The organism is Nocardia sp. A7 (assembly GCF_046549215.1).
GTDB lineage: Bacteria > Actinomycetota > Actinomycetes > Mycobacteriales > Mycobacteriaceae > Nocardia.
Genome location: NZ_JAJPWE010000004.1, coordinates 356,796 through 375,926, shown reverse-complemented (window position 1 = coordinate 375,926; position 19,131 = coordinate 356,796). Strand labels below are relative to the sequence as shown.

At 67.4% G+C, this 19,131-nt stretch carries 16 protein-coding genes; 5 read left to right on the top strand and 11 right to left on the bottom strand.

Features of this window, described 5'->3' with window-relative positions:
* Window positions 1–62: 62 nt before the first annotated feature.
* The 3 genes from ACLJPD_RS23715 to ACLJPD_RS23705 all read right to left on the bottom strand — a co-directional run bounded on the left by ACLJPD_RS23715 (window position 63) and on the right by ACLJPD_RS23705 (window position 4,638).
* Window positions 63–404: a DUF4233 domain-containing protein gene (locus ACLJPD_RS23715; protein ID WP_410875422.1), complete on the bottom strand. Its 342-nt coding sequence runs from the start codon at window positions 402–404 to the stop codon at window positions 63–65.
* Between the two features lie 53 nt (window positions 405–457).
* Entirely contained in the window at window positions 458–1,828 is a 1,371-nt protein-coding gene (gene folC, locus ACLJPD_RS23710) for a bifunctional tetrahydrofolate synthase/dihydrofolate synthase (RefSeq protein ID WP_410875420.1), read from the bottom strand.
* A gap of 131 nt (window positions 1,829–1,959) precedes the next feature.
* Window positions 1,960–4,638, bottom strand: a complete 2,679-nt coding sequence (locus tag ACLJPD_RS23705) for a valine--tRNA ligase (RefSeq protein WP_410874982.1) — start codon at window positions 4,636–4,638, stop codon at window positions 1,960–1,962.
* Between the two features lie 298 nt (window positions 4,639–4,936).
* On the opposite strand from ACLJPD_RS23705, the gene ACLJPD_RS23700 reads away from it, so the two are divergent.
* Window positions 4,937–5,629, top strand: coding sequence for an AAA family ATPase (locus ACLJPD_RS23700; RefSeq protein ID WP_410874981.1), 693 nt, complete (start codon window positions 4,937–4,939; stop codon window positions 5,627–5,629).
* On the opposite strand, the gene ACLJPD_RS23695 is transcribed toward ACLJPD_RS23700, so the two are convergent.
* Both ACLJPD_RS23695 and ACLJPD_RS23690 read right to left on the bottom strand, forming a co-directional pair.
* A complete protein-coding gene (locus tag ACLJPD_RS23695) occupies window positions 5,630–6,577 on the bottom strand; it encodes a diacylglycerol kinase family protein (RefSeq protein WP_410874980.1) in 948 nt (315 codons plus the stop codon).
* On the bottom strand, window positions 6,574–8,202 hold the full coding sequence (locus tag ACLJPD_RS23690; RefSeq protein ID WP_410874979.1) for an FAD-binding oxidoreductase: 1,629 nt from the start codon (window positions 8,200–8,202) through the stop codon (window positions 6,574–6,576). Before ACLJPD_RS23690 ends, ACLJPD_RS23695 begins: the two co-directional genes overlap by 4 nt.
* Window positions 8,203–8,397: 195 nt before the next feature.
* Here ACLJPD_RS23690 and ACLJPD_RS23685 point away from each other — a divergent pair, with 195 nt between their 5' ends.
* Window positions 8,398–9,015 (top strand): TetR/AcrR family transcriptional regulator, encoded by a 618-nt coding sequence (locus tag ACLJPD_RS23685; protein ID WP_410874978.1) that lies wholly within the window; start codon window positions 8,398–8,400, stop codon window positions 9,013–9,015.
* Window positions 9,005–10,558 (top strand): glycerol-3-phosphate dehydrogenase/oxidase, encoded by a 1,554-nt coding sequence (locus ACLJPD_RS23680; protein WP_410874977.1) that lies wholly within the window; start codon window positions 9,005–9,007, stop codon window positions 10,556–10,558. Before ACLJPD_RS23685 ends, ACLJPD_RS23680 begins: the two co-directional genes overlap by 11 nt.
* A gap of 20 nt (window positions 10,559–10,578) precedes the next feature.
* Here ACLJPD_RS23680 and ACLJPD_RS23675 read toward each other — a convergent pair whose 3' ends face one another.
* The gene (locus ACLJPD_RS23675; protein ID WP_410874975.1) at window positions 10,579–11,652 is read right to left on the bottom strand and encodes a GNAT family N-acetyltransferase; all 1,074 of its coding nucleotides are present in this window, start codon (window positions 11,650–11,652) and stop codon (window positions 10,579–10,581) included.
* Window positions 11,653–11,832: 180 nt separating this feature from the next.
* Here ACLJPD_RS23675 and ACLJPD_RS23670 point away from each other — a divergent pair, with 180 nt between their 5' ends.
* On the top strand, window positions 11,833–13,038 hold the full coding sequence (locus tag ACLJPD_RS23670; RefSeq protein ID WP_410874973.1) for an FHA domain-containing protein: 1,206 nt from the start codon (window positions 11,833–11,835) through the stop codon (window positions 13,036–13,038).
* A 78-nt stretch (window positions 13,039–13,116) separates the two neighbouring features.
* Here the strand turns inward: ACLJPD_RS23670 and mihF are convergent, their stop codons facing one another.
* Complete coding sequence (gene mihF, locus ACLJPD_RS23665; RefSeq protein ID WP_019045768.1) at window positions 13,117–13,431, bottom strand: integration host factor, actinobacterial type; 315 nt, start codon at window positions 13,429–13,431, stop codon at window positions 13,117–13,119.
* 476 nt (window positions 13,432–13,907) lie between these two features.
* Between mihF and ACLJPD_RS23660 the strand changes: the two genes are divergently transcribed.
* Complete coding sequence (locus ACLJPD_RS23660; RefSeq protein ID WP_410874971.1) at window positions 13,908–14,723, top strand: hypothetical protein; 816 nt, start codon at window positions 13,908–13,910, stop codon at window positions 14,721–14,723.
* 67 nt (window positions 14,724–14,790) lie between these two features.
* Here the strand turns inward: ACLJPD_RS23660 and clpX are convergent, their stop codons facing one another.
* The 4 genes from clpX to tig form a co-directional block, all read right to left on the bottom strand.
* A complete protein-coding gene (gene clpX, locus ACLJPD_RS23655) occupies window positions 14,791–16,071 on the bottom strand; it encodes an ATP-dependent Clp protease ATP-binding subunit ClpX (RefSeq protein ID WP_410874969.1) in 1,281 nt (426 codons plus the stop codon).
* A 241-nt stretch (window positions 16,072–16,312) separates the two neighbouring features.
* The gene (locus ACLJPD_RS23650; protein ID WP_410874968.1) at window positions 16,313–16,978 is read right to left on the bottom strand and encodes an ATP-dependent Clp protease proteolytic subunit; all 666 of its coding nucleotides are present in this window, start codon (window positions 16,976–16,978) and stop codon (window positions 16,313–16,315) included.
* A 43-nt stretch (window positions 16,979–17,021) separates the two neighbouring features.
* On the bottom strand, window positions 17,022–17,597 hold the full coding sequence (locus tag ACLJPD_RS23645) for an ATP-dependent Clp protease proteolytic subunit (RefSeq protein WP_410874966.1): 576 nt from the start codon (window positions 17,595–17,597) through the stop codon (window positions 17,022–17,024).
* Window positions 17,598–17,764: 167 nt separating this feature from the next.
* The gene (gene tig, locus ACLJPD_RS23640) at window positions 17,765–19,129 is read right to left on the bottom strand and encodes a trigger factor (protein WP_410874964.1); all 1,365 of its coding nucleotides are present in this window, start codon (window positions 19,127–19,129) and stop codon (window positions 17,765–17,767) included.
* Window positions 19,130–19,131 lie beyond the last annotated feature (2 nt).

The following is a 19,131-nucleotide window of genomic DNA, read 5'->3' as shown; positions in this document are numbered from 1 at the left end:
CGAGCTGTCAGGGCTTCGACTGCATTCGCAGGCTGGGGAGTAGGCCTGCGTAACCAGCAACGTCAGGGCTTCGACTGCATTCGTTGGCTGGGGAGTAGGCCTGCGTCCATTCGGCGCTGGACGTCCGCGCGCAGGACGAGGATGAACGCCCACACCGCGATGAACACCACCGCGATCACGCCGATCGACAGGTGGATGAACGCGCCGGCGAGCAACAGCACCTGCAGGCCAAGGTTGAACGGGATCGCCCACGGCTTCCGCTGTACACCCGCGCCGAGGATCATCAGCACCGACAGCACCACGAGGTAGGTCCCGGAGAACCAGGTGACCCCACCACCGACGTCGGCAACCACCGGCAGCGCCAGCAGCACCACGATCGCCTCGAGGACCAACGTCCCCGCCATGACCCCGCGCAACCCTTTCCAGGGATCGTTGGCGGGCGGAGGAGGAGCTTGACTCACGCCGGACCCTTTCCGAACAGGGCGCGCGCGGCACCCGCGGTGACGACCGACCCGGTGACGATCACGCCGGCACCCGAGATCACGTCGCCTTCGTCACCGGCCTGCTCGGCCAGCGCGATCGCCGATTCCAGCGCGTCGGGCAGCGTTTCGGCGGTGATCACTCGTTCGTCGCCGAACCGCTGCACGGCCAGGTCGGCCAGCGCGTCCACATCCATGGCCCGCGGGGAACCGTTGCTGGTGACGACGATTTCGTCGAAGACCGGTTCGAGCGCGTCGAGAATCCCGGCCGCGTCCTTGTCGGCGAGCACCGCGACCACGCCGACCAGCTTGCGGAAGTCGAACTCGCCGGTGAGCGTCTTGGCCAGTGCCTGCGCGCCTGCCGGATTGTGGGCGGCGTCGACGAAGATGGTCGGCGCGTTGCGCATCCGTTCCATCCGGCCCGGGCTGGCCACGCCCGCGAAACCGGTTCGCACGGCCTCGATATCGAGCTGACGATCCGCTCCGGCACCGAAGAACGCCTCGACCGCGGCCAGCGCGAGCGAGGCGTTGCGGGCCTGGTGTTCGCCGTGCAGCGGCAGGAAGATCTCGTCGTAGACGCCGCCGAGCCCCTGCAGGGTCAGCAACTGTCCACCGATGGCGACGGCCCGTTCCAGCACCCGGAACTCCGCGCCCTCACGAGCCACCGCGGCGTCCTCGGCGACGGCCCGGCGCAACAGCACGTCCATCACCTCGGGCTCCTGCTCGGCGATCACCGCGACGGTGTCGGTCGGGATCAGCGCCTCGGGGGCACGCTTGATGATCCCGGCCTTCTCCTTGGCGATCGACGCGAGGTCGGGGCCGAGATATTCGGTGTGGTCAAGGCCGATCGGGGTGATCACCGCGACCTGCGCACTGATCACATTGGTGGCGTCCCAGGTGCCGCCCATCCCGGTTTCCACGACGGCCACATCGACCGGCGCCTCGGCGAACGCGGCGTAGGCCATGCCGGTGAGCACCTCGAACTTGCTCATCGCCGGGCCGTCGGATTCGGCGGAGCGCTGGTCGATCATGCCGATGTAGGGGGCGAGTTCGTGATAGGTCGCCACATAGTCGGCCGGGGAGATCGGCGCGTTGTCGATGCTGATCCGCTCGGTCGCCAGCTGCAGGTGCGGGCTGGTGATCCGGCCGGTGCGCCGGTGCAGCGCGGTGAGCAGGGCGTCGATCATCCTGGTCACCGAGGTCTTGCCGTTGGTGCCCGCGACGTGGATGGCCGGATAGTTGTTCTGCGGGTTGCCGAGCAGGTCCATCAGGGTGGAGATCCTGGTGAGCGAGGGCTCGATCTTGGTCTCGGGCCAGCGCTTGTCGAGTTCGGCTTCTACCAGTGCCATTTCGGCGAGGTCGACCGGCGACGGTCCGGTGTCGAGCCGGGCCTCCTGATAGCCGGTACCGCCGAAGTCGCCGCTTACGATATCGGCGGGATCAATGTCCTCAGGGTCGATATCGCCGGGTCCCAGCTCGCTCATTTGGCGCTCAGCTCCGCCAGGCGGGCGCCGATGCGCGCGACTTCGGCTGTGGCCACATCCCGACGCGCGGTGATCTTGTCGACCACCGGCTGGGGTGCCTTGGCCAGGAAGGCCTCGTTGCCGAGTTTGGCCGTGGTGGTGTCGAGGTCCTTCTGCGCGGCCGCGAGATCTTTCTCCAGCCGGCGCCGTTCGGCGTCGAGGTCGATCGCGCCGGAGGTGTCGAGCTGCACGGTGACGGTGCCGCCGGACAGGCGCACCTCCACCTCGGCGGTGGTGGCGAAGTCCGTGCCCGGTTCGGTGAGCCGGGCCAGGTTGGCCACCGAGTCGGCGAACCCGCCGAACCCGGCCTCCTCGATACCGACGAGGGTGGCCTTGACCTTCTGCTTGTCGGCCAGACCCTGGTCGCCGCGGAACCGGCGGATCTCGGTGATCAACCGCTGCGTATCGGCCACGCGCTGGGCGGCGAGCGCGTCGGTGGCGATGCCGCTGGCCTGCGGCCACGGGGCGATCACCACCGATTCGCCGCCGGTGAGCGCCTTCCACAGCGTCTCGGTGACGAACGGGATCACCGGGTGCAGCAGGCGAAGCACCGCGTCGAGCACACTGCCGAGCACCACCGCGGTGCTCTCGGCGCGCGCGTCGGATTCGGCGAACTGCACCTTGGACAGCTCCAGGTACCAGTCGCACAGTTCGTCCCACGCGAAGTGGTAGAGCGCCTCGCAGGCCTTGCCGAACTCGTAGGAGTCGAAGGCGGTGTCGACTTCGGCGCGAACCTCGTCGAGCCGGTCGATGATCCAGCGATCGGCGTCGGTGAGGGTCTCGCGCGGGGGCAGCTCGCCGGTGCGGGCGCCGTTCATCAGCGCGAACTTGGTGGCATTGAACAGTTTGGTGACGAAGCTGCGCGAGGCCAGCGCGTGCGCGTCACCGACCGACAGGTCGCCGCCGGGCTGGGCGCCGCGGGCCAGGGTGAAGCGCAGGGCGTCGGCGCCGTAGGAGTTGATCCAGTCGAGGGGGTCGATGCCGTTGCCGCGCGACTTCGACATCTTCTTTCCGTGTTGGTCGCGGATCAGGCCGTGCAGGAACACGTCTTCGAACGGCACCTGCTTGCCGCCGCCCTTACCGGCGGTGAGCACCGGATCGTCGCTGACATACATGCCGAACATCATCATCCGGGCCACCCAGAAGAACAGGATGTCGTAACCGGTGACGAGCACGCTGGTCGGATAGAACTTCGACAACTCAGGGGTCGAGTCGGGCCAGCCCATCGTGGAGAACGGCCACAGACCCGAGGAGAACCAGGTGTCGAGCACATCGGGGTCCTGCACCCAGCCTTCGGGCGCTTCCTCGCCGGGGCCCAGGCACACGATCTCGCCTTCGGGGCCGTACCAGATCGGGATGCGGTGGCCCCACCACAGCTGACGCGAGATGCACCAATCGTGCATGTTGTCGACCCAGTCGAACCAGCGCGGTTCCTGGCTCGCGGGGTGGATCTTCACGTCGCCTTCGCGCACGGCGTCGCCCGCGGCCTTCGCCAGGGTGTCGACCTTGACCCACCACTGCATCGACAGGCGCGGCTCGATCGGCTCGCCGGAGCGCTCCGAGTGACCGACCTGGTGCTTGTAGGGGAACTTGCGTCCGACGATGCGACCTTCGGCCTCGAGACGCTCGCGGATCTTGACGCGGGCCTCGAACCGGTCCATGCCGTCGAATTCGGTGCCGCTGTCGGCGATCCGGCCCGTCTTGTCCATGATCGTCGGCATCGGCAGGCCGTGGCGCAGGCCGAGTTCGAAGTCGTTGGGGTCGTGCGCGGGGGTGATCTTCACTGCGCCGGAACCGAATTCGGGGTCGACGTAATCGTCGGCGACGATCGGGATCTGGCGACCGGTGATCGGGTGGTAGAGCGTGGTGCCGATCAGTGCCTTGTATCGCTCGTCGTCCGGGTGGACCGCGACGGCGGTGTCACCGAGCATCGTCTCCACGCGGGTGGTGGCCACGATGACGTGCGGTTCGTCGTCGTTCATCGAACCGAACCGCATGCTCACGAGCTCGCCGTCGACCTCCTTGTGGTCCACCTCGAGATCGGAGATGCCGGTCTGCAGCACCGGCGACCAGTTCACCAGGCGCTCGGCGCGGTAGATCAGCCCCTTGTCGTAGAGGCGCTTGAAGATCGTCTGCACCGCACGCGAGAGACCGTCGTCCATGGTGAAGCGGTCGCGGCTCCAGTCGACGCCGTCACCGAGGCGACGCATCTGCCCCTGGATCTGCCCGCCGGACTCACGCTTCCAGTCCCACACCTTGTCGATGAACAGCTCACGCCCGAAGTCCTCCTTGGACTTCCCGTCGACGGCGAGCTGCTTCTCCACGACCGTCTGTGTGGCGATACCGGCGTGGTCCATGCCCGGCAGCCACAGCACCTCGTAGCCCTGCATCCGCTTGCGGCGGGTGAGCAGATCCATGATCGTGTGATCGAGCGCGTGGCCCATGTGCAGGGTGCCGGTGACGTTCGGCGGCGGCAGCACGATCGAGTACGGCGGTTTGCCCGAGGCGGCGTCGGCGGCGAAGTACCCGGCGTTGACCCAGCCCTCGTACAGGTCGGCCTCTACCTCGCCGGGGTTCCAGCTCTTGGGCAGGGCATCGGCACGATTACGCGAGTTGTCAGGGGCTGCGCTGGTCACGTCCCAATCCTAAGGGGAGCCGGGTTCCACCTTTTCCCCGCCTACCCCGGCACAAAAAAGACGGACTCTTCGGTGGATGAGGGACACCGAAGACTCCGTCTACGACACTGATACTACCGGCGATGAACCCCGCCGAGCAGAATCCATATGGAATTCTCAGCTTCGTGCCGCGCTGGTCAGCAAGGCCTGTGACGCGCCACGACGACACGCGGAAACCGTTGTCTCCCAACCCTCGAACCCGAAAAATCCGGGTAACCACCGATTGCCGTTTTGTCCGTTTTACCGGACCCTGGAGAGGGTGACGCCCCCGCTCGATTCCTCGGCCCCCGTTTCCCCGTCGGCGCCGAAGATCATCACCCCGATCGCACTGGTCGACCTCCGCGCGAGCGAAGTCGAAGAACTGCGCTACCCCAGCACCACCGTTCTGGTCTTCGCCGGTGTGCCGGGCGCGGGAAAGTCCACCGCTTTACACCGCTTCTTCGGCGCGGGCCCCGACGCCGAACATCCGGTGCGGACCGCGTCCGGTGCGCTGGTTCTCGACTCGAACCACACTCGCAATCGCCTACGCCACCGGTTGGGCTGGGCACCGTATTCGCTGTGGCGCCCACTGGTCCACCTCGCGCACTACCGCGCGATCCGCGACGCGGTGCGCGACAGCGACGGACCGGTCGCCATCCACGACTGCGCGACCTTCCGCTGGAGTCGGCGCCTGATCACCCGCTGGACCGCGCAGAGCCACCGCGAACTGCACATGGTGCTCATCGACGTGCCCCCGGAGCAGGCCAGATCAGGTCAGATCAGCCGAGGCAGAAGCGTCAACAGCCTGGCCTTCACGGGACACTGCCGCCGCTGGGAAACGATGATGGAGTCCCTCGGAGCCCGTGACACCACCCACCCACCCGACCCACAGCCGCTGTCCTCGACATCGGTGGTGATCATCGACCGTCCGACGTTGCACGCGGTGTCGCGCATCGTCTTCGACGCGGCCTGATCAGGGCACCAGCACGCTCAACGCCCCCGGCATCGCCTGCACCGTCACCGGCAACATCCCCGCGGGCTCACCGTCGGCCGTCGCGTACCCGCCCTCGGCGCTGACGGTGATCCGCCGGGCCCGGTACCGCTTCGTCGCGGGATGGTCGATCCGTTTGCCCGCCGACAGCGCGGGCAGCAGCCGCGCCATCTCCAACCGCGACACCGCACCGACCACCGTGATGTCGAGATAGCCGTCGTCGGGACGTGCTTCCGGACACACCAGCATCCCGCCGCCGTAGGTGCGGGTGTTGCCGATCGGCGCCATCACCGCGTCGGTGAGGATCACCACGTGCGAGTCGGGCGGGTTGTCGAGTGCGCCGGGCGCGAGCCCGGACAGTTCGATCCGGAACGGCAATGTGTAACCACGCATCAGTTCGACAACAGCGGCGGCGGTGTAGCGCAGTGGGCCGCGTGGGTACCGCATTGTGTTGGCGCGCATGGTGACTCGTGCGTCGAACCCGGTACCGACCACGGTCGCGAACCAGGTGGGCGCGGCGTCCGGCGATTCGATCCGCCCCAGGTCGATGGTGCGCGTCCGACCACCGAGCACGATCTCGACGGCGGCCATCGGGTCACCGGTCGGGATTCCGAATTCGCGCGCCAGGTCGTTGCCCGTGCCCGCGGGCACCAGCCCGAGCGGCACCCCGCTGTGCGCGACAGCGGCCAGCAGCACGTTCATCAGCCCGTCACCGCCGACGCAGATCACCGCGTCCGGCCGATTTTCGCCCGCGACCAGCGTCCGGACCTGTGTCACCGACTCGTCCGCGCTCGGTGCCCGCACCTCGACCACGTCGACACCGCGCGCCAGCAGGTGCGTCAGCACCGCCGCGGCGACATCGTCGCCACGGCCGGACCCGGAGTGCGGGTTCGTGACAACCACTACGCGCCGCACCGAATGTTCGTTCACGGCACCAGCTTTCCAGGGTTGAGCACCCCGGTGGGGTCGAGTTCGCGCTTCACCGCACGCAGCACCCGAACGCCCAGGTCACCGATCTCCGCGCGCATCCACGGACGGTGGTCGGCGCCGACGGCGTGGTGGTGGGTGATGGTGCCACCCGCGGCGACCATCGCATCGCTCGCGGCGGATTTGGCGATGCGCCACTGCGCGAGCGGATCATCGAGCTGCTTGGCGACAACGGTGAAATACAGCGACGCCCCGGTCGGATAGGTGTGCGAGATGTGGCACATGACCAGCGCGGGCGTGCCCTGCGCACCGAGTGCGTCCATCAGCGCACCCGTGACCTTCACCTTCAGATTCGCCAGATTGGCCCAGGTGGTGGCGGTTTCGAGGGTCTCGCACAGCACACCGACATCGAGCAGCGCGTCGCGCATGTAGGGGGCGGCGAAACGGCCGTGCTCCCACTGCCGGGCGGGCGCCTCGCCGAGCGCGGTACCGCCCGCGGCGGCGAGCAAGCCACTGGCCTCGGCCGATCGAGCGGCGACGTGGGCTCGGCTGCCCTCGAAGGTGGTGATGGCCAGGCAGCCCGAGACCGGGTTGCCGCCGACATCGGCGGAGCGCGCCAAGTTCAGGCCCGTCTCGGCCTCGTCGGACAACCGCAGCACCGTCGGCGCGGCACCGGCCTGCACCACCGTGCGCAGCGCGGCGGCACCGGTGGCGAAGTCGGGGAACGACCACGCTTGGTAGCCAACGGTTTCCGGCACGGGATGCACCCGCAGGGTGACCGAGGTGATGATGCCGAGCGCGCCCTCGGACCCGACGAACAATTCGCGAAGATCGGGCCCGGCCGCCGACGCGGGGGCCCGGCCGAGGTCGAGCGTCCCCTGCGGGGTGGCGATGACCAGGCGTTCGACCATGTCGTCGAACCGGCCGTAACCCGCCGACGCCTGACCCGACGACCTGGTCGCCGCGAACCCACCGATACTCGCGAATTCGAAACTCTGCGGAAAGTGCCCGAGCGAGAGCCCGTGCGCGCCGAGCAGCTCCTCGGCCTGCGGGCCGGTGAGTCCGGCGCCGAGGGTGGCGGTGCCGCTGGTCGGATCGACCGCGGTGAGCGTGTCGAGCCTGCGCAGGTCGAGCGCGATCACGGTGTCGAACTGCCCGCGCACCGGATCGACGCCGCCGACCACGCTGGTTCCGCCACCGAACGGGACGACGGCGATGCCGTGCGCGGCGCAATAGGTGAGCAGCGCGAGGACCTGCGCGTGATCGGCGGGGAAAACGACCGCGTCCGGGGCGTTCTGCGGTGCGCTCACACGGCGGCGCAGCAGGTCGGGGGTGCTCTTGCCGCCCGCGTGTCGAAGCCGGTCGATATCGGTGGTTGTGAGATGTTCGTCACCGACGATATCGGCCAGACCGGTCCGATCGGCGCCCGTGAGCGCGGTGGGAATCACCGACACCTCGTTTTCGTCGCGACGCGCGACCGCCTCACCCGAGATATCGAACGCCTGCGCGAGCAGGCCACGGATCTGTGCCGACAGCGGCTGGTGACCGGCGGCGACGCCCCAGGCGTCCCACACCATGCTCGGCGCCACGGTGACAGACCCGGGTTGTTCGTGTTGCGTCTCGACCATGCGTTACATAATGACATATAGTGTCAAGCAGTAACCAACGATATGTCCCAGAATCGGCATCCGCACCGCTGTCGGATGTCACTACGGACCTTTCGCGACCGCAACCCCGCTGGTCCGCTCGATACCCTTGGGCGGTTCCAGCCCGACCACGGCGCTCCCTTTCCGGCGCCACGAACACACCGGCGGTGAAGCACGATGATCGATCTCGCGACCCACGCTGACCAGCTTTCGCCCACTGACGTGGCGATTCTCGATGCCACCCGGGCCTGCGTCGTCGATTTCGGTGTTCGCCGAACCACACTCACCGAGGTGGCACGGCGGGCTGGCGTGAGCAGGCCGACGGTCTATCGCCGCTGGCCCGACACCGGGTCGCTGATCGCCGAGTTGCTGGTGCGTGAACTGCGCAGGATCGCCGCCGAGACCATGCCCGACACCGGTCTCGGCCGGGACCGGCTGGTCCACGGCATCGTGACGGGCTCGGCGGCGATTCGGTCGAACGCGGTGTTCGCCAAGATCTTCCGCACCGACACCGACCTGATGCTCACCTATGTGTTCGGCCGGTTGGGCCGCAACCAGCGCACGCTGATCGAGCTGTTCGCCACCGTGATCAAGCTCGGCCATCGAGACGGGTCGATCCGGGCGGGCGATGCCGAGCACATGGCCACCATGCTGCTGCTCATCACCCAGTCGGCGGTGCAGTCGGCGGGCACGGTGGAGTCGTTGCTGGCCGGTGCGGAGTTCGACGCCGAATTGTCCAGGGCTATCGAGGGTTACCTGCTCCCGCTACCCGACAAGGACTGTGATGACACCTGACGCTCCCACTGCCGCTCTGAACGCGGCGCGCCGCACCGCCGACCTCACCGCGCTGGGTGAGAATCCCGAGGTCGATGTGGTGGTGATCGGCGGCGGCGTGACCGGAACCGGCGTCGCGCTCGACGCCGCCGCGCGCGGTCTGCGCACCATCCTGGTGGAACGCAACGACTTCGCGTTCGGCACCAGCCGCTGGAGCTCGAAGCTGGTGCACGGCGGACTGCGGTATCTGGCGAGCGGCCGGGTCGGGATCGCACACGAGAGCGCGGTCGAACGCGGCATCCTGTTGCGCACCACCGCACCACATCTGGTGCGACCGCTGCCCCAACTCGTTCCGCTGCTACCCGGCATCAAGATGGCCCAGAGTTCGCTCATCCGTGCGGGTTTCGCCGCCGGCGACGCGCTACGGATCGCGGCGCACACCTCCGTCGATACGTTGCCGCGCTCACGCCGGGTGGCCGCGGCCGAGGCGCTGCGGTTGGCGCCGACCGTGCGGCGCGACGGACTGCGCGGCGGGTTGCAGGCCTGGGACGGACAGCTCGTCGACGACGCCCGCTTGGTTGTCGCACTGGCCCGTACGGCGGCCGCGGCAGGCGCGACAGTTCTCACACGAGTGGAAGCTACTGCGGCGAGCGGTGATTCGGTGTGGCTGCGCGACACACTCACCGGCGAAACCTTGGACGTGCGCGCCCGCGCGGTCATCAACGCGACCGGCGTGTGGGCGGGTGAGGTCGACCACAGCATCGAACTGCGCCCGAGCCGCGGCACCCACCTGGTCTTCGACGCCGCCGCTTTCGGTGGGCTCAGTGCGGCACTGACGGTTCCGGTACCCGGCAGCATCAGCCGGTTCGTCTTCGCGCTGCCCGCCGCGCACGGCCGCGTCTACCTCGGCCTCACCGATGAGGACGCACCCGGCCCGATCCCCGACGAGCCCCAACCCACCGAGTCCGAGGTCGACTTCCTGCTCGACACCATCAACACCGCCCTGCGGGAACCGTTGACCCGCGATGACATCCGCGGCAAGTTCGCCGGCCTGCGCCCCCTGCTCAAAACCGCCGACGACAGCACCGCCGACATCTCCCGCGAACACGCGGTGCTCACCGCCCCCAGCGGCCTGATCACCGTCGTCGGCGGCAAGCTCACCACCTACCGCAAGATGGCTCAGGACGCCGTCGACGCGGCGGTCGCCCTGGCCGCTCTCACGGCAGGCCCCTGCCACACCACCCGCCTGCCCCTCATCGGCGCCGTCACCGGTGCGGCCCGCGACCGCATCGACGCCCCACCGGTCCTCATCGAACGCTACGGCAGCGAAGCGACCCACATCGTTTCCGCCTGGCTCGCCGACCCCACCCTCGCCGAACCTGTCGCCCCCGGAACAGACGTCACCGCAGCCGAATTCGATTTCGCCATCACCCACGAGGCGGCCCTGACCATCGACGACCTCCTGGACCGCCGCACCCGCATCGGCCTGATCCTCACCGACCGCGAAGCCGCCACCCCCGCCGCCGAGGCCGCTCTCGCCCGACACGCCAACGTCACCACCTGACCCACCCCCGCCGACCGTGTTCAGCCAGTTCGCCAAGTAGCCAGCTCAGCACGCATACAGGCACGTGGCCATTCATCCAGTCCGTGGGCGACCTCCGTGGCACGAATCGCGCGCAGGCCCGGAGGTTCGTCCGCGGGCGGGATGTAGGTGAACCCGAGGCGCTCGTAGTAGGGCCCGTTCCAGGGAACCTGCGTGAACGTGGTGAGCGTGATCTCGTGCAGACCCCTACTTTTCGACCAACCCACCGCATGGTCGATCAGCCGCTTACCGATCCGCGCCCCCGCATAAGCCGGGTCAACGGACACCTGATCGATATGCGGCTGATCATCGACGAGACCGAGAACCAGATACGCGATCGGATGATCGTCGTCGTCGGGCCACACCCACGCGCGCCCCGCTGTCACGAAGTCCCGCAACACTTCCCACGACGGCGGCTCGTCCTCGGCCACCGCGCTCATACCCACCTCGGCGAACGGTGCCCCCGCCCGCCGCTCGATCTCCTGCAGCGCCGCGATCTCGTCCTCGCGCGCGAGCCGAACCGGTCCACCGGCCGCCGGGGTGGCGATGATCCCGTTGAGCAGTGCGCGAAGGCTCCAGTGGGCACGGGCTTCACCGTCAGCGCGCTCGACGGCTTCGGCGGCGATATGCCGGTAGATCAGTTCGACGGCCCAGGCGGCGGTCGCACGGTCGACGCCCCCTTCCCGCAGCAGGGCAAGCACCTGTTCGCGCAGCCCGAGGGCGTGTTCGGTGATCGGGGACCGCCCGGAGGCGACGAGGGCGAGACCGTCGTGGCGACCGAGCGCCTCGATCGCGGACTCGACCAGCCGGGTCATCCGCGCACGCCAGTCACCCTCGGCGGGGACGGTGACCTGGGACAGCACGTGATCGAGCATGCCGGTCAGCAGGTCGTCGCGGTGGGCGACATAGACATACAGCGACGCGGCGCCGGTGTCGAGTTCCTTGGCGACCCGACGCATGGTGAGCGCGGCCGAGCCATCGGTATCGAGGACGCGCAAGCCGGTCTCGATGACGAGGTCCCGGCTCAAGGGGACTTTCGCCGGTCTGGCCCGGCGACTGACGGGTGCGGCGTTCATGCGCCGATCCTACGCGCCGAACGAACGCCGTTTGAGACGAACGGCGTTCGAAATTAACCTTCCGACCTTATCCCCGAGCGCCCGGCCATCTATGCTGGCGGCGAGACCTCGGTCGCTCCGCTGCCGCAGGGCGTGACCGGCCGGGGCGGCGGTGAAGGCCAGTCCGATTAGGAGGCGTTGATGCACGCGCATTCGTCCACCGTGGCCATCGTGCCGGGGACCGGGATCGTCGCTCGATTCGGCGATGTCGTGGTCTATCTGGCCGGGGAGACAGCGTCGACCGATCGGTTACTCGGCGCGGTGGAAACCGTCGCCAACAGCACGGCGGCGAGCGCACCCGGCGCGGCACTGGCACAACGACTGGCGGGCGTGGTCTTCGGCGGCGCCTCTGCCCCACCACCTTTCGGCGTACTCGCCCCGACTGCCGACGGCATGCTGATCCTGTTGCGCGGCGCGGTGATCGCCGAGATCTCCGGCGCGGAAGGCAATCGCCGCCTCGCCGGCGACCGTGCCTTCACCTGGGTCGACGAGATCATCCGGGAGCCGGTCCGCCGGATCGCGGTCGGCGCCGAGATGGCCGATCCCACCAGCGCCAATCCCCGCACCGACCTGCGCGCGGGCATCGTCACCGGCAATGGTTTCGTCCTCAACCTCGGCCGTCGCCGCAATCCCGCGCCCCGTCGGGTCGAGGCCATCGACGAACCCGCCCCGACCGAGGCCACCGGCTTCCAGGCCATTCGCCCACCGACCTCGCGACCCACCGACACCAGCGACGCGCTCCCTGCCACCGCGGGTTTCCCGGCGCCCGACCAACCCGCGACCTCGGGTTTCCAGCCCGACGCGGGCCGGCCCGACAGCGAAACCGTGAACGCCCGCCCGAACACCGGCGAAAACGTCAGCCCCGGTCCGCCGCCCAACTCCGACGGTGTCACCGTGAGCACCGGCCCGCGCAATACCCCCTCCGCCAACGCGCCCCGCGCCTGGTCGCAAGCACTCGATGCGGCCAAACGCGCCGAACCCGTCGCCATGAGCAAAGGCACTGCGCCACCCAGTGGTTCGCGCGGCGCCCTGGTCACCGAAGACGGGCTGAGCTATCCACTGGATCGGCCCTACGTCCTCGGCCGCAACCCCTCGGGGGAAGAATCGGTACGCGCCTCCGCGGCGACGCCGATACTGATCGAACGCGATCGGCTCGTCTCGCGGGTCCATGCCTTCGTCGCCCCCGACCGTGGCAAGGTGTTCGTCCGTGAGGCCCCCGCGACCTCCGGAACCTTCTTCGCCGCCCCCGACAGCGAACGCTGGTCACGCGTGGGCACCCTCCCGATCGAACTGCAACCGGGCTGGCGCCTGCGGATCAACGACTTCCTGCTGACCTACTGCGTGTAAATCACCTACTGCGAATCACTCACTGACCATCCCGACGCCCGTGCATCCAGCTCCACGGGCGTCGGATCGCGAATCGGCTCAGGCCTCGAGGGCGTCGAGCAGTGCCGCGCGCTGACGAGCACCGAGCCCGCCGATGCGGCGGTCCTCGGGAATCTCGGCTTGATCCATCAGCTTGGCAGCCTTGACCGGGCCAACGCCCGGCAGTGCCTTGATCACGGCAGCGACCTTGGTCTTTTTCACCAGGTCGTCGCTGTCGGCTTTCTTGAGCAGATCGGCGACGGTGACCTTGCCCTCCTTCACCTTGCCGATCAGTTCCGAGCGCGCCTTGCGCACGGCAGCCGCTTTGGCCAACGCCTCGGTGCGCTGTTCGGCGGTCATCGTAGGCAGTGCCATGTCTCCTCCGCTTCCACTCGTCACTCGAACATCTGATTGACGGACCGAGTAAACAGCACGAAATCGGCAGCACCAGTCCGACACACCGCGAGGATACGCCGATGAGTTTTGCGTGCCGAACCCGTCGTATTCGGTACAGGCCCGGTAATACGGACCAAACGGACGAGAGGACGGGCGGTCCCAGCCTGCGTAACACCGCGGTGACCAGCAGCGAAACATCAACAGAGGCACTTTTACGGGATCAAGGTTCAACGGCGAACCACGGAGGATCAACGAAGCTCCTCGGCCCGGGCGCGACCGGTACTCCAACGGTCGTCACCGTCTCCCGTTCTGCCCGATCGTGGAGTTACACAGTTGTGCGCCAGACATTTTCAGAGCCCGCAGCCCGACTAATTCGGGCCCGCGGGTGTGGTACTCCCGCTCCATGCGCGACAATGACGCGACCCGGCGAACCCTTTTTGCTAACTGGAGTTGCGATGCGCGAGGAACACCCGCTCGATCACGAGGTCACCGCACTGCCCGTGCGGGTGGAACGGGCCAGGCGCCGCATCGCCTACCAGTCCGATCCGGCACTGACCGACGCACTGTCCGAGGACGAACTGCGCGCCGAGCGCGAACTCGCCGAGAAGATCCGCACCTACGAGCGTGATCAGCGCTGGAAGCACATCAAGGCCGCCTCCTCGCACGCCGACCGTCTGCGTGACACCACCGCGGAGCTCGAGCGGGCCGAGATGTCGGACCTGATGCTGGCCCGCAAGGCCATCGCCGCGCAACGCCGCGAATCCAACCCGCGCGCCCGCCTCGCCTCGCTCTATCAGCACCGCACCTGGTCGCTGCGCGCACTGGCAGGCGTGGTGATCACCGGCATGCTGTGGTCGGCGGTGAACGTCCAGCACAACATCGCACCCGGCGGACCCAGCGATCCGCTCTACTGGGCCAGCTTCGGCCTGGAGGCGATGATCAGCGTATGTCTGATCATCATCATGATCGGCACCACGCGGGTGGCCGAGTGGGGCGTGATGGGCAACCGCAACCAGGTGCTGATCGCCGAACTGTTCCTGCTCACGCTGACCATCGCCCTCAACACCTATCCACACCTGAGCAACCAGCACTGGTACGACGCCGCTGTGCACGCGGTGGCCCCGGTGATGATCGGAGTCGCACTGCTCATCCACAACGCCGCCAGCGCCCGCTACAGCACCGCGATCGTGCGTGCCAGTGCGGAGATCCCGGCAGACGACGGCGACGATCTCCTTGCCGCGCCGAGCATGGGTAACCCGGCCACCAAGTAGCCGCTCTCCGGACACGACGAAAGGGCCCCTTCGGATCAGATCCGAAGGGGCCCTTTGTCGTTGGTTGTTACGCCGACTTCTCGCGACGCTCGGGACGCTGCGGCTTACGCGGCACGATCGTCGGGAGGACGTTGTCGACAACGGTGTCGGCGTTCACGACCACCTTGGCGACATCGTCCCGGCCCGGGATGTCGTACATCACCGGCAGCAGGACTTCCTCCATGATGGCGCGCAGGCCGCGAGCACCGGTGCCACGCAGGATGGCCTGATCCGCGATCGCCTCGAGCGCGTCGGCGGTGAACTCGAGATCTACACCGTCCATCTCGAACAGGCGAACGTACTGCTTGACCAGTGCGTTCTTCGGCTCCGACAGAATGGTGACCAGCGATTCCTTGTCCAGGTTCGTCACCGAGGCGATGATCGGCAGGCGGCCGATGAACTCGGGGATCAGACCGAACTTGATCAGATCCTCGGGCATCACGTCGGCGAAGTGGTCGTCGGTGTCGACCTCGGCCTTGGAGCGCACCTCGGCGCCGAAGCCGATGCCGCGGTGACCGGTGCGGTCGGAGATGATCTTCTCCAGGCCCGCGAAGGCACCCGCCACGATGAACAGCACGTTGGTGGTGTCGATCTGGATGAACTCCTGGTGCGGGTGCTTGCGACCGCCCTGCGGCGGCACACTCGCCTGCGTGCCCTCCAGGATCTTCAGCAGCGCCTGCTGCACACCCTCGCCGGAGACATCGCGGGTGATCGACGGGTTCTCGCTCTTGCGGGCGATCTTGTCGACCTCGTCGATGTAGATGATGCCGGTCTCGGCACGCTTGACGTCGTAGTCAGCGGCCTGGATCAGCTTCAGCAGGATGTTCTCGACATCCTCACCGACATAGCCCGCCTCGGTGAGCGCGGTGGCGTCGGCGATGGCGAACGGCACGTTCAGCATCTTGGCCAGGGTCTGCGCGAGGTAGGTCTTACCGCAGCCGGTGGGGCCGAGCATCAAGATGTTCGACTTCATCAGCTCGACAACCTCACCGCGGCTGTCGCGGCCCTTGTCGCCTGCCTGGATGCGCTTGTAGTGGTTGTAGACCGCGACGGCGAGGGTCCGCTTCGCGGTGTCCTGGCCGATCACGTAGTTCTCGAGGAAATCTCGGATCTCCGAAGGCTTTGGCAGCTCGTCGAGCTTCACTTCGCTCGACTCGGCCAGCTCTTCTTCGATGATCTCGTTGCACAGGTCTATGCACTCGTCGCAGATATAAACCCCGGGGCCCGCGATGAGCTTCTTGACCTGCTTCTGGCTCTTTCCGCAGAACGAGCACTTCAGCAGATCGCCGCCGTCTCCGATGCGCGCCATCTCGTAGGTCCCTACTTCCTTGTCCGAGTGCGACCGTCGTCCCCCGATTGGGCCGGAAATACGTCTCGGTGCCGTCAATCAGAGCAATGGTCCCTGAGTCGACCGTACCTGTTGTGCGCGAATGAGGTCGACAACTCGCGCATGTTTGTCTTCAGTGCTGTGCGGGTCCCCACCATTGTGCGGCACCGCGGGTGAAAAAGCCGGGCCCGCCGCCCAGATCAGGACAGCGGGCCCGGGCGTGTCACTTCTGTCCGCTGAGCTTGCGGTAGTCGAAGACCTGATCGATGATGCCGTATTCCTTGGCTTCGTCGGCGGTCAGGATCTTGTCGCGGTCGGTGTCCTTGCGGACCTGCTCCTCGGACTTGCCGGTGTGGCGCGAGATGGTGACTTCCATCAGGCGACGCATCCGCTCGATCTCGGCCGCGGCGATCTCGAGGTCGGACACCTGACCCTGCACACCGCCCGAGGACGGCTGGTGGATCAGGATGCGCGCGTTGGGCAGCGCGGCCCGCTTACCGGGGGCACCGGCGGCCAGCAGCACCGCGGCGGCCGAGGCGGCCTGACCCAGGCAGACCGTGACCACGTCGGGGCGCACGTACTGCATGGTGTCGTAGATCGCCATCAGCGCGGTGAACGAGCCACCGGGCGAGTTGATGTACATGGTGATGTCGCGGTCGGGGTCCTGGGACTCCAGCACCAGCAGCTGCGCCATGATGTCGTTGGCCGAGACGTCGTCGACCTGGTTGCCCAGGAAGATGATCCGCTCCTCGAACAACTTGTTGTACGGGTCGGAGGTCTTGACGCCGAACGAAGTCTGCTCGGTGAACTGCGGCAGGATGTAGCGCGACTGGGGCAGGCCCGCTGCGGAGCCGCCGTGTCCAGCGCGCGGGTCGAAGAGGTTGGCCATCTTTATCTCCAAGCTTGTCTCGAGTGAGGGGGGACGGCGGCGGTTACTTCGCCTGGTTCGCGTGCGCGACCACATGGTCGATGAAGCCGTATTCGAGGGCTTCCTTCGCCGTGAACCAGCGGTCGCGGTCCGCGTCCTCGGTCACCTGCTCCACCGACTTGCCGGTGTGCAGCGACTGCAGCTCGTTGAGCTCACGCTTGGTGTGGGCGAACTGCTCGGCCATGATCGCGATGTCGGCCGCCGAACCACCGATGCCCGCCGACGGCTGGTGCATCATGATCCGGGTGTGCGGGAGCGCGAAACGCTTGCCCTTGGTGCCCGCGGTGAGCAGGAACTGTCCCATCGATGCGGCCAGACCCATGCCATAGGTGGCGATGTCGCACTCGGCGAACTGCATGGTGTCGTAGATCGCCATGCCCGCGGTGACCGAGCCACCGGGGGAGTTGATGTAGATAGCGATGTCCTTGGTCGAATCCTCGGCCGAGAGCAGCAGGATCTGCGCGCAGATCTTGTTCGCGATGTCGTCGTCCACCTGGCTGCCCAGGAAGATGATGCGCTCGCGAAGCAGCCGTTCGTATACGGAATCACTGAGGTTGAGTCCAGCGGTAGCGGCTGTCATGACCCCTGCCTGGTTGATCGTCACGGATACCTGCCTTCTCTTCTCACCGATTGCTACGGCCATACGAATACGGTTCGTCGTCACAAACACTAACGAAGCAGGGCGGCACCGAACTCCCGGCACCGCCCCTCTTCGCTCACAGCGCAATCAAATCACGCCGCCGAAACCTACTCAGCAGCGGCTTCGTCCAGCTCGATTTCAGCGGAATCCGCAGGGTCACCGAACATTTCGGTGGTGTCGACCACGTTGCCGTCGGAATCGGTCACCTTCACCTGACCGACGACCCCGGCCAGTGCCTTGCCGCGGCGCACGTCGGCGAAGACCGCGCCGAGCTGGCCCGCCTGCTGCACCTGCTGGATGAACTGCTCCGGCGACATGCCGTAACGCTGCGCCTGGAACAGGATCCGCTCGGTCAGCTCCTGCTGGCCGACCTGGGTGTTCTCGGCCTCGGCGATGGCGTCGAGCAGCAGCTGGGTCTTCACCGACTTCTCGGCGGCTTCCTGGGTGTCCTTGTCGAACTCCTCGCGGGAGGAGCCCTGCGCCTCGAGCGCCTCGGCCAGCTTGGCCTCGTCGTGATCGAACCCGTGCACGGCGTCGTGGACCACGGCGTCGACCTCGGCCTTGACGACGGCCTCTGGCAGCGGAACCTCGACGGTCTCGAGCAGGGTGTCGAGCACCTTGTCGCGGATCGAACCGGCCTGCTCGACCTTCTTGACGCGCTCGACGCGGCCCTTCAGGTCTTCCTTGAGCTCGTCGATGGTGTCGAACTCACTGGCCAGCTGGGCGAACTCGTCGTCGGCCTCGGGCAGCTCGCGCTCCTTCACCGACTGCACGGCGACGGTGATCAGCGCTTCCTTGCCCGCGTGATCGCCCGCCACCAGGGTGGAGGTGAACTCGGCGGACTCGCCGGCCTTCAGACCGATGACGGCCTCGTCGAGACCCTCGATCAGCTGACCCGAACCGACCTCGTGCGACAGACCGGTGGTGGCCGCCTCGGGGACGTCCTCACCGTCGACGGTGGCCGACAGGTCGATCGACACGAAGTCGCCGTCGGCGACCGCGCGCTCGACACCGGTGAGGGTGCCGAAGCGCTGACGCAGCGAGGTGAGCTGCTCTTCGATGTCGTCGTCACCGATGGTGAAGGTATCGACAGTCACCTCGATGCCCGAGTAATCGGGCAGGGTGATCTCGGGGCGCACGTCGACCTCGGCGGTGAACGCCAGCTCTTCGCCGTCTTCGATCTTGGTGATCTCGATCTCGGGCTGGCCGATGACCTTGACCGCAGCGGTCTCGACGGCCTCGGCGTACTTGTTCGGCAGTGCGTCGTTGACGACCTGCTCGAGCACGGCGCCACGGCCGACCCGGGTCTCGATCAGCTTGGCCGGAGCCTTGCCGGGACGGAAGCCGGGGATCTTGATCTGCTGTGCCAGCGCCTTGTATGCCTTGTCGAAGTCGGGCTTCAGCTCCTCGAAGGGCACCTCGACGTTGATCCGGACCCGGGTCGGGCTCAGCTGCTCGACGGTGCTCTTCACGG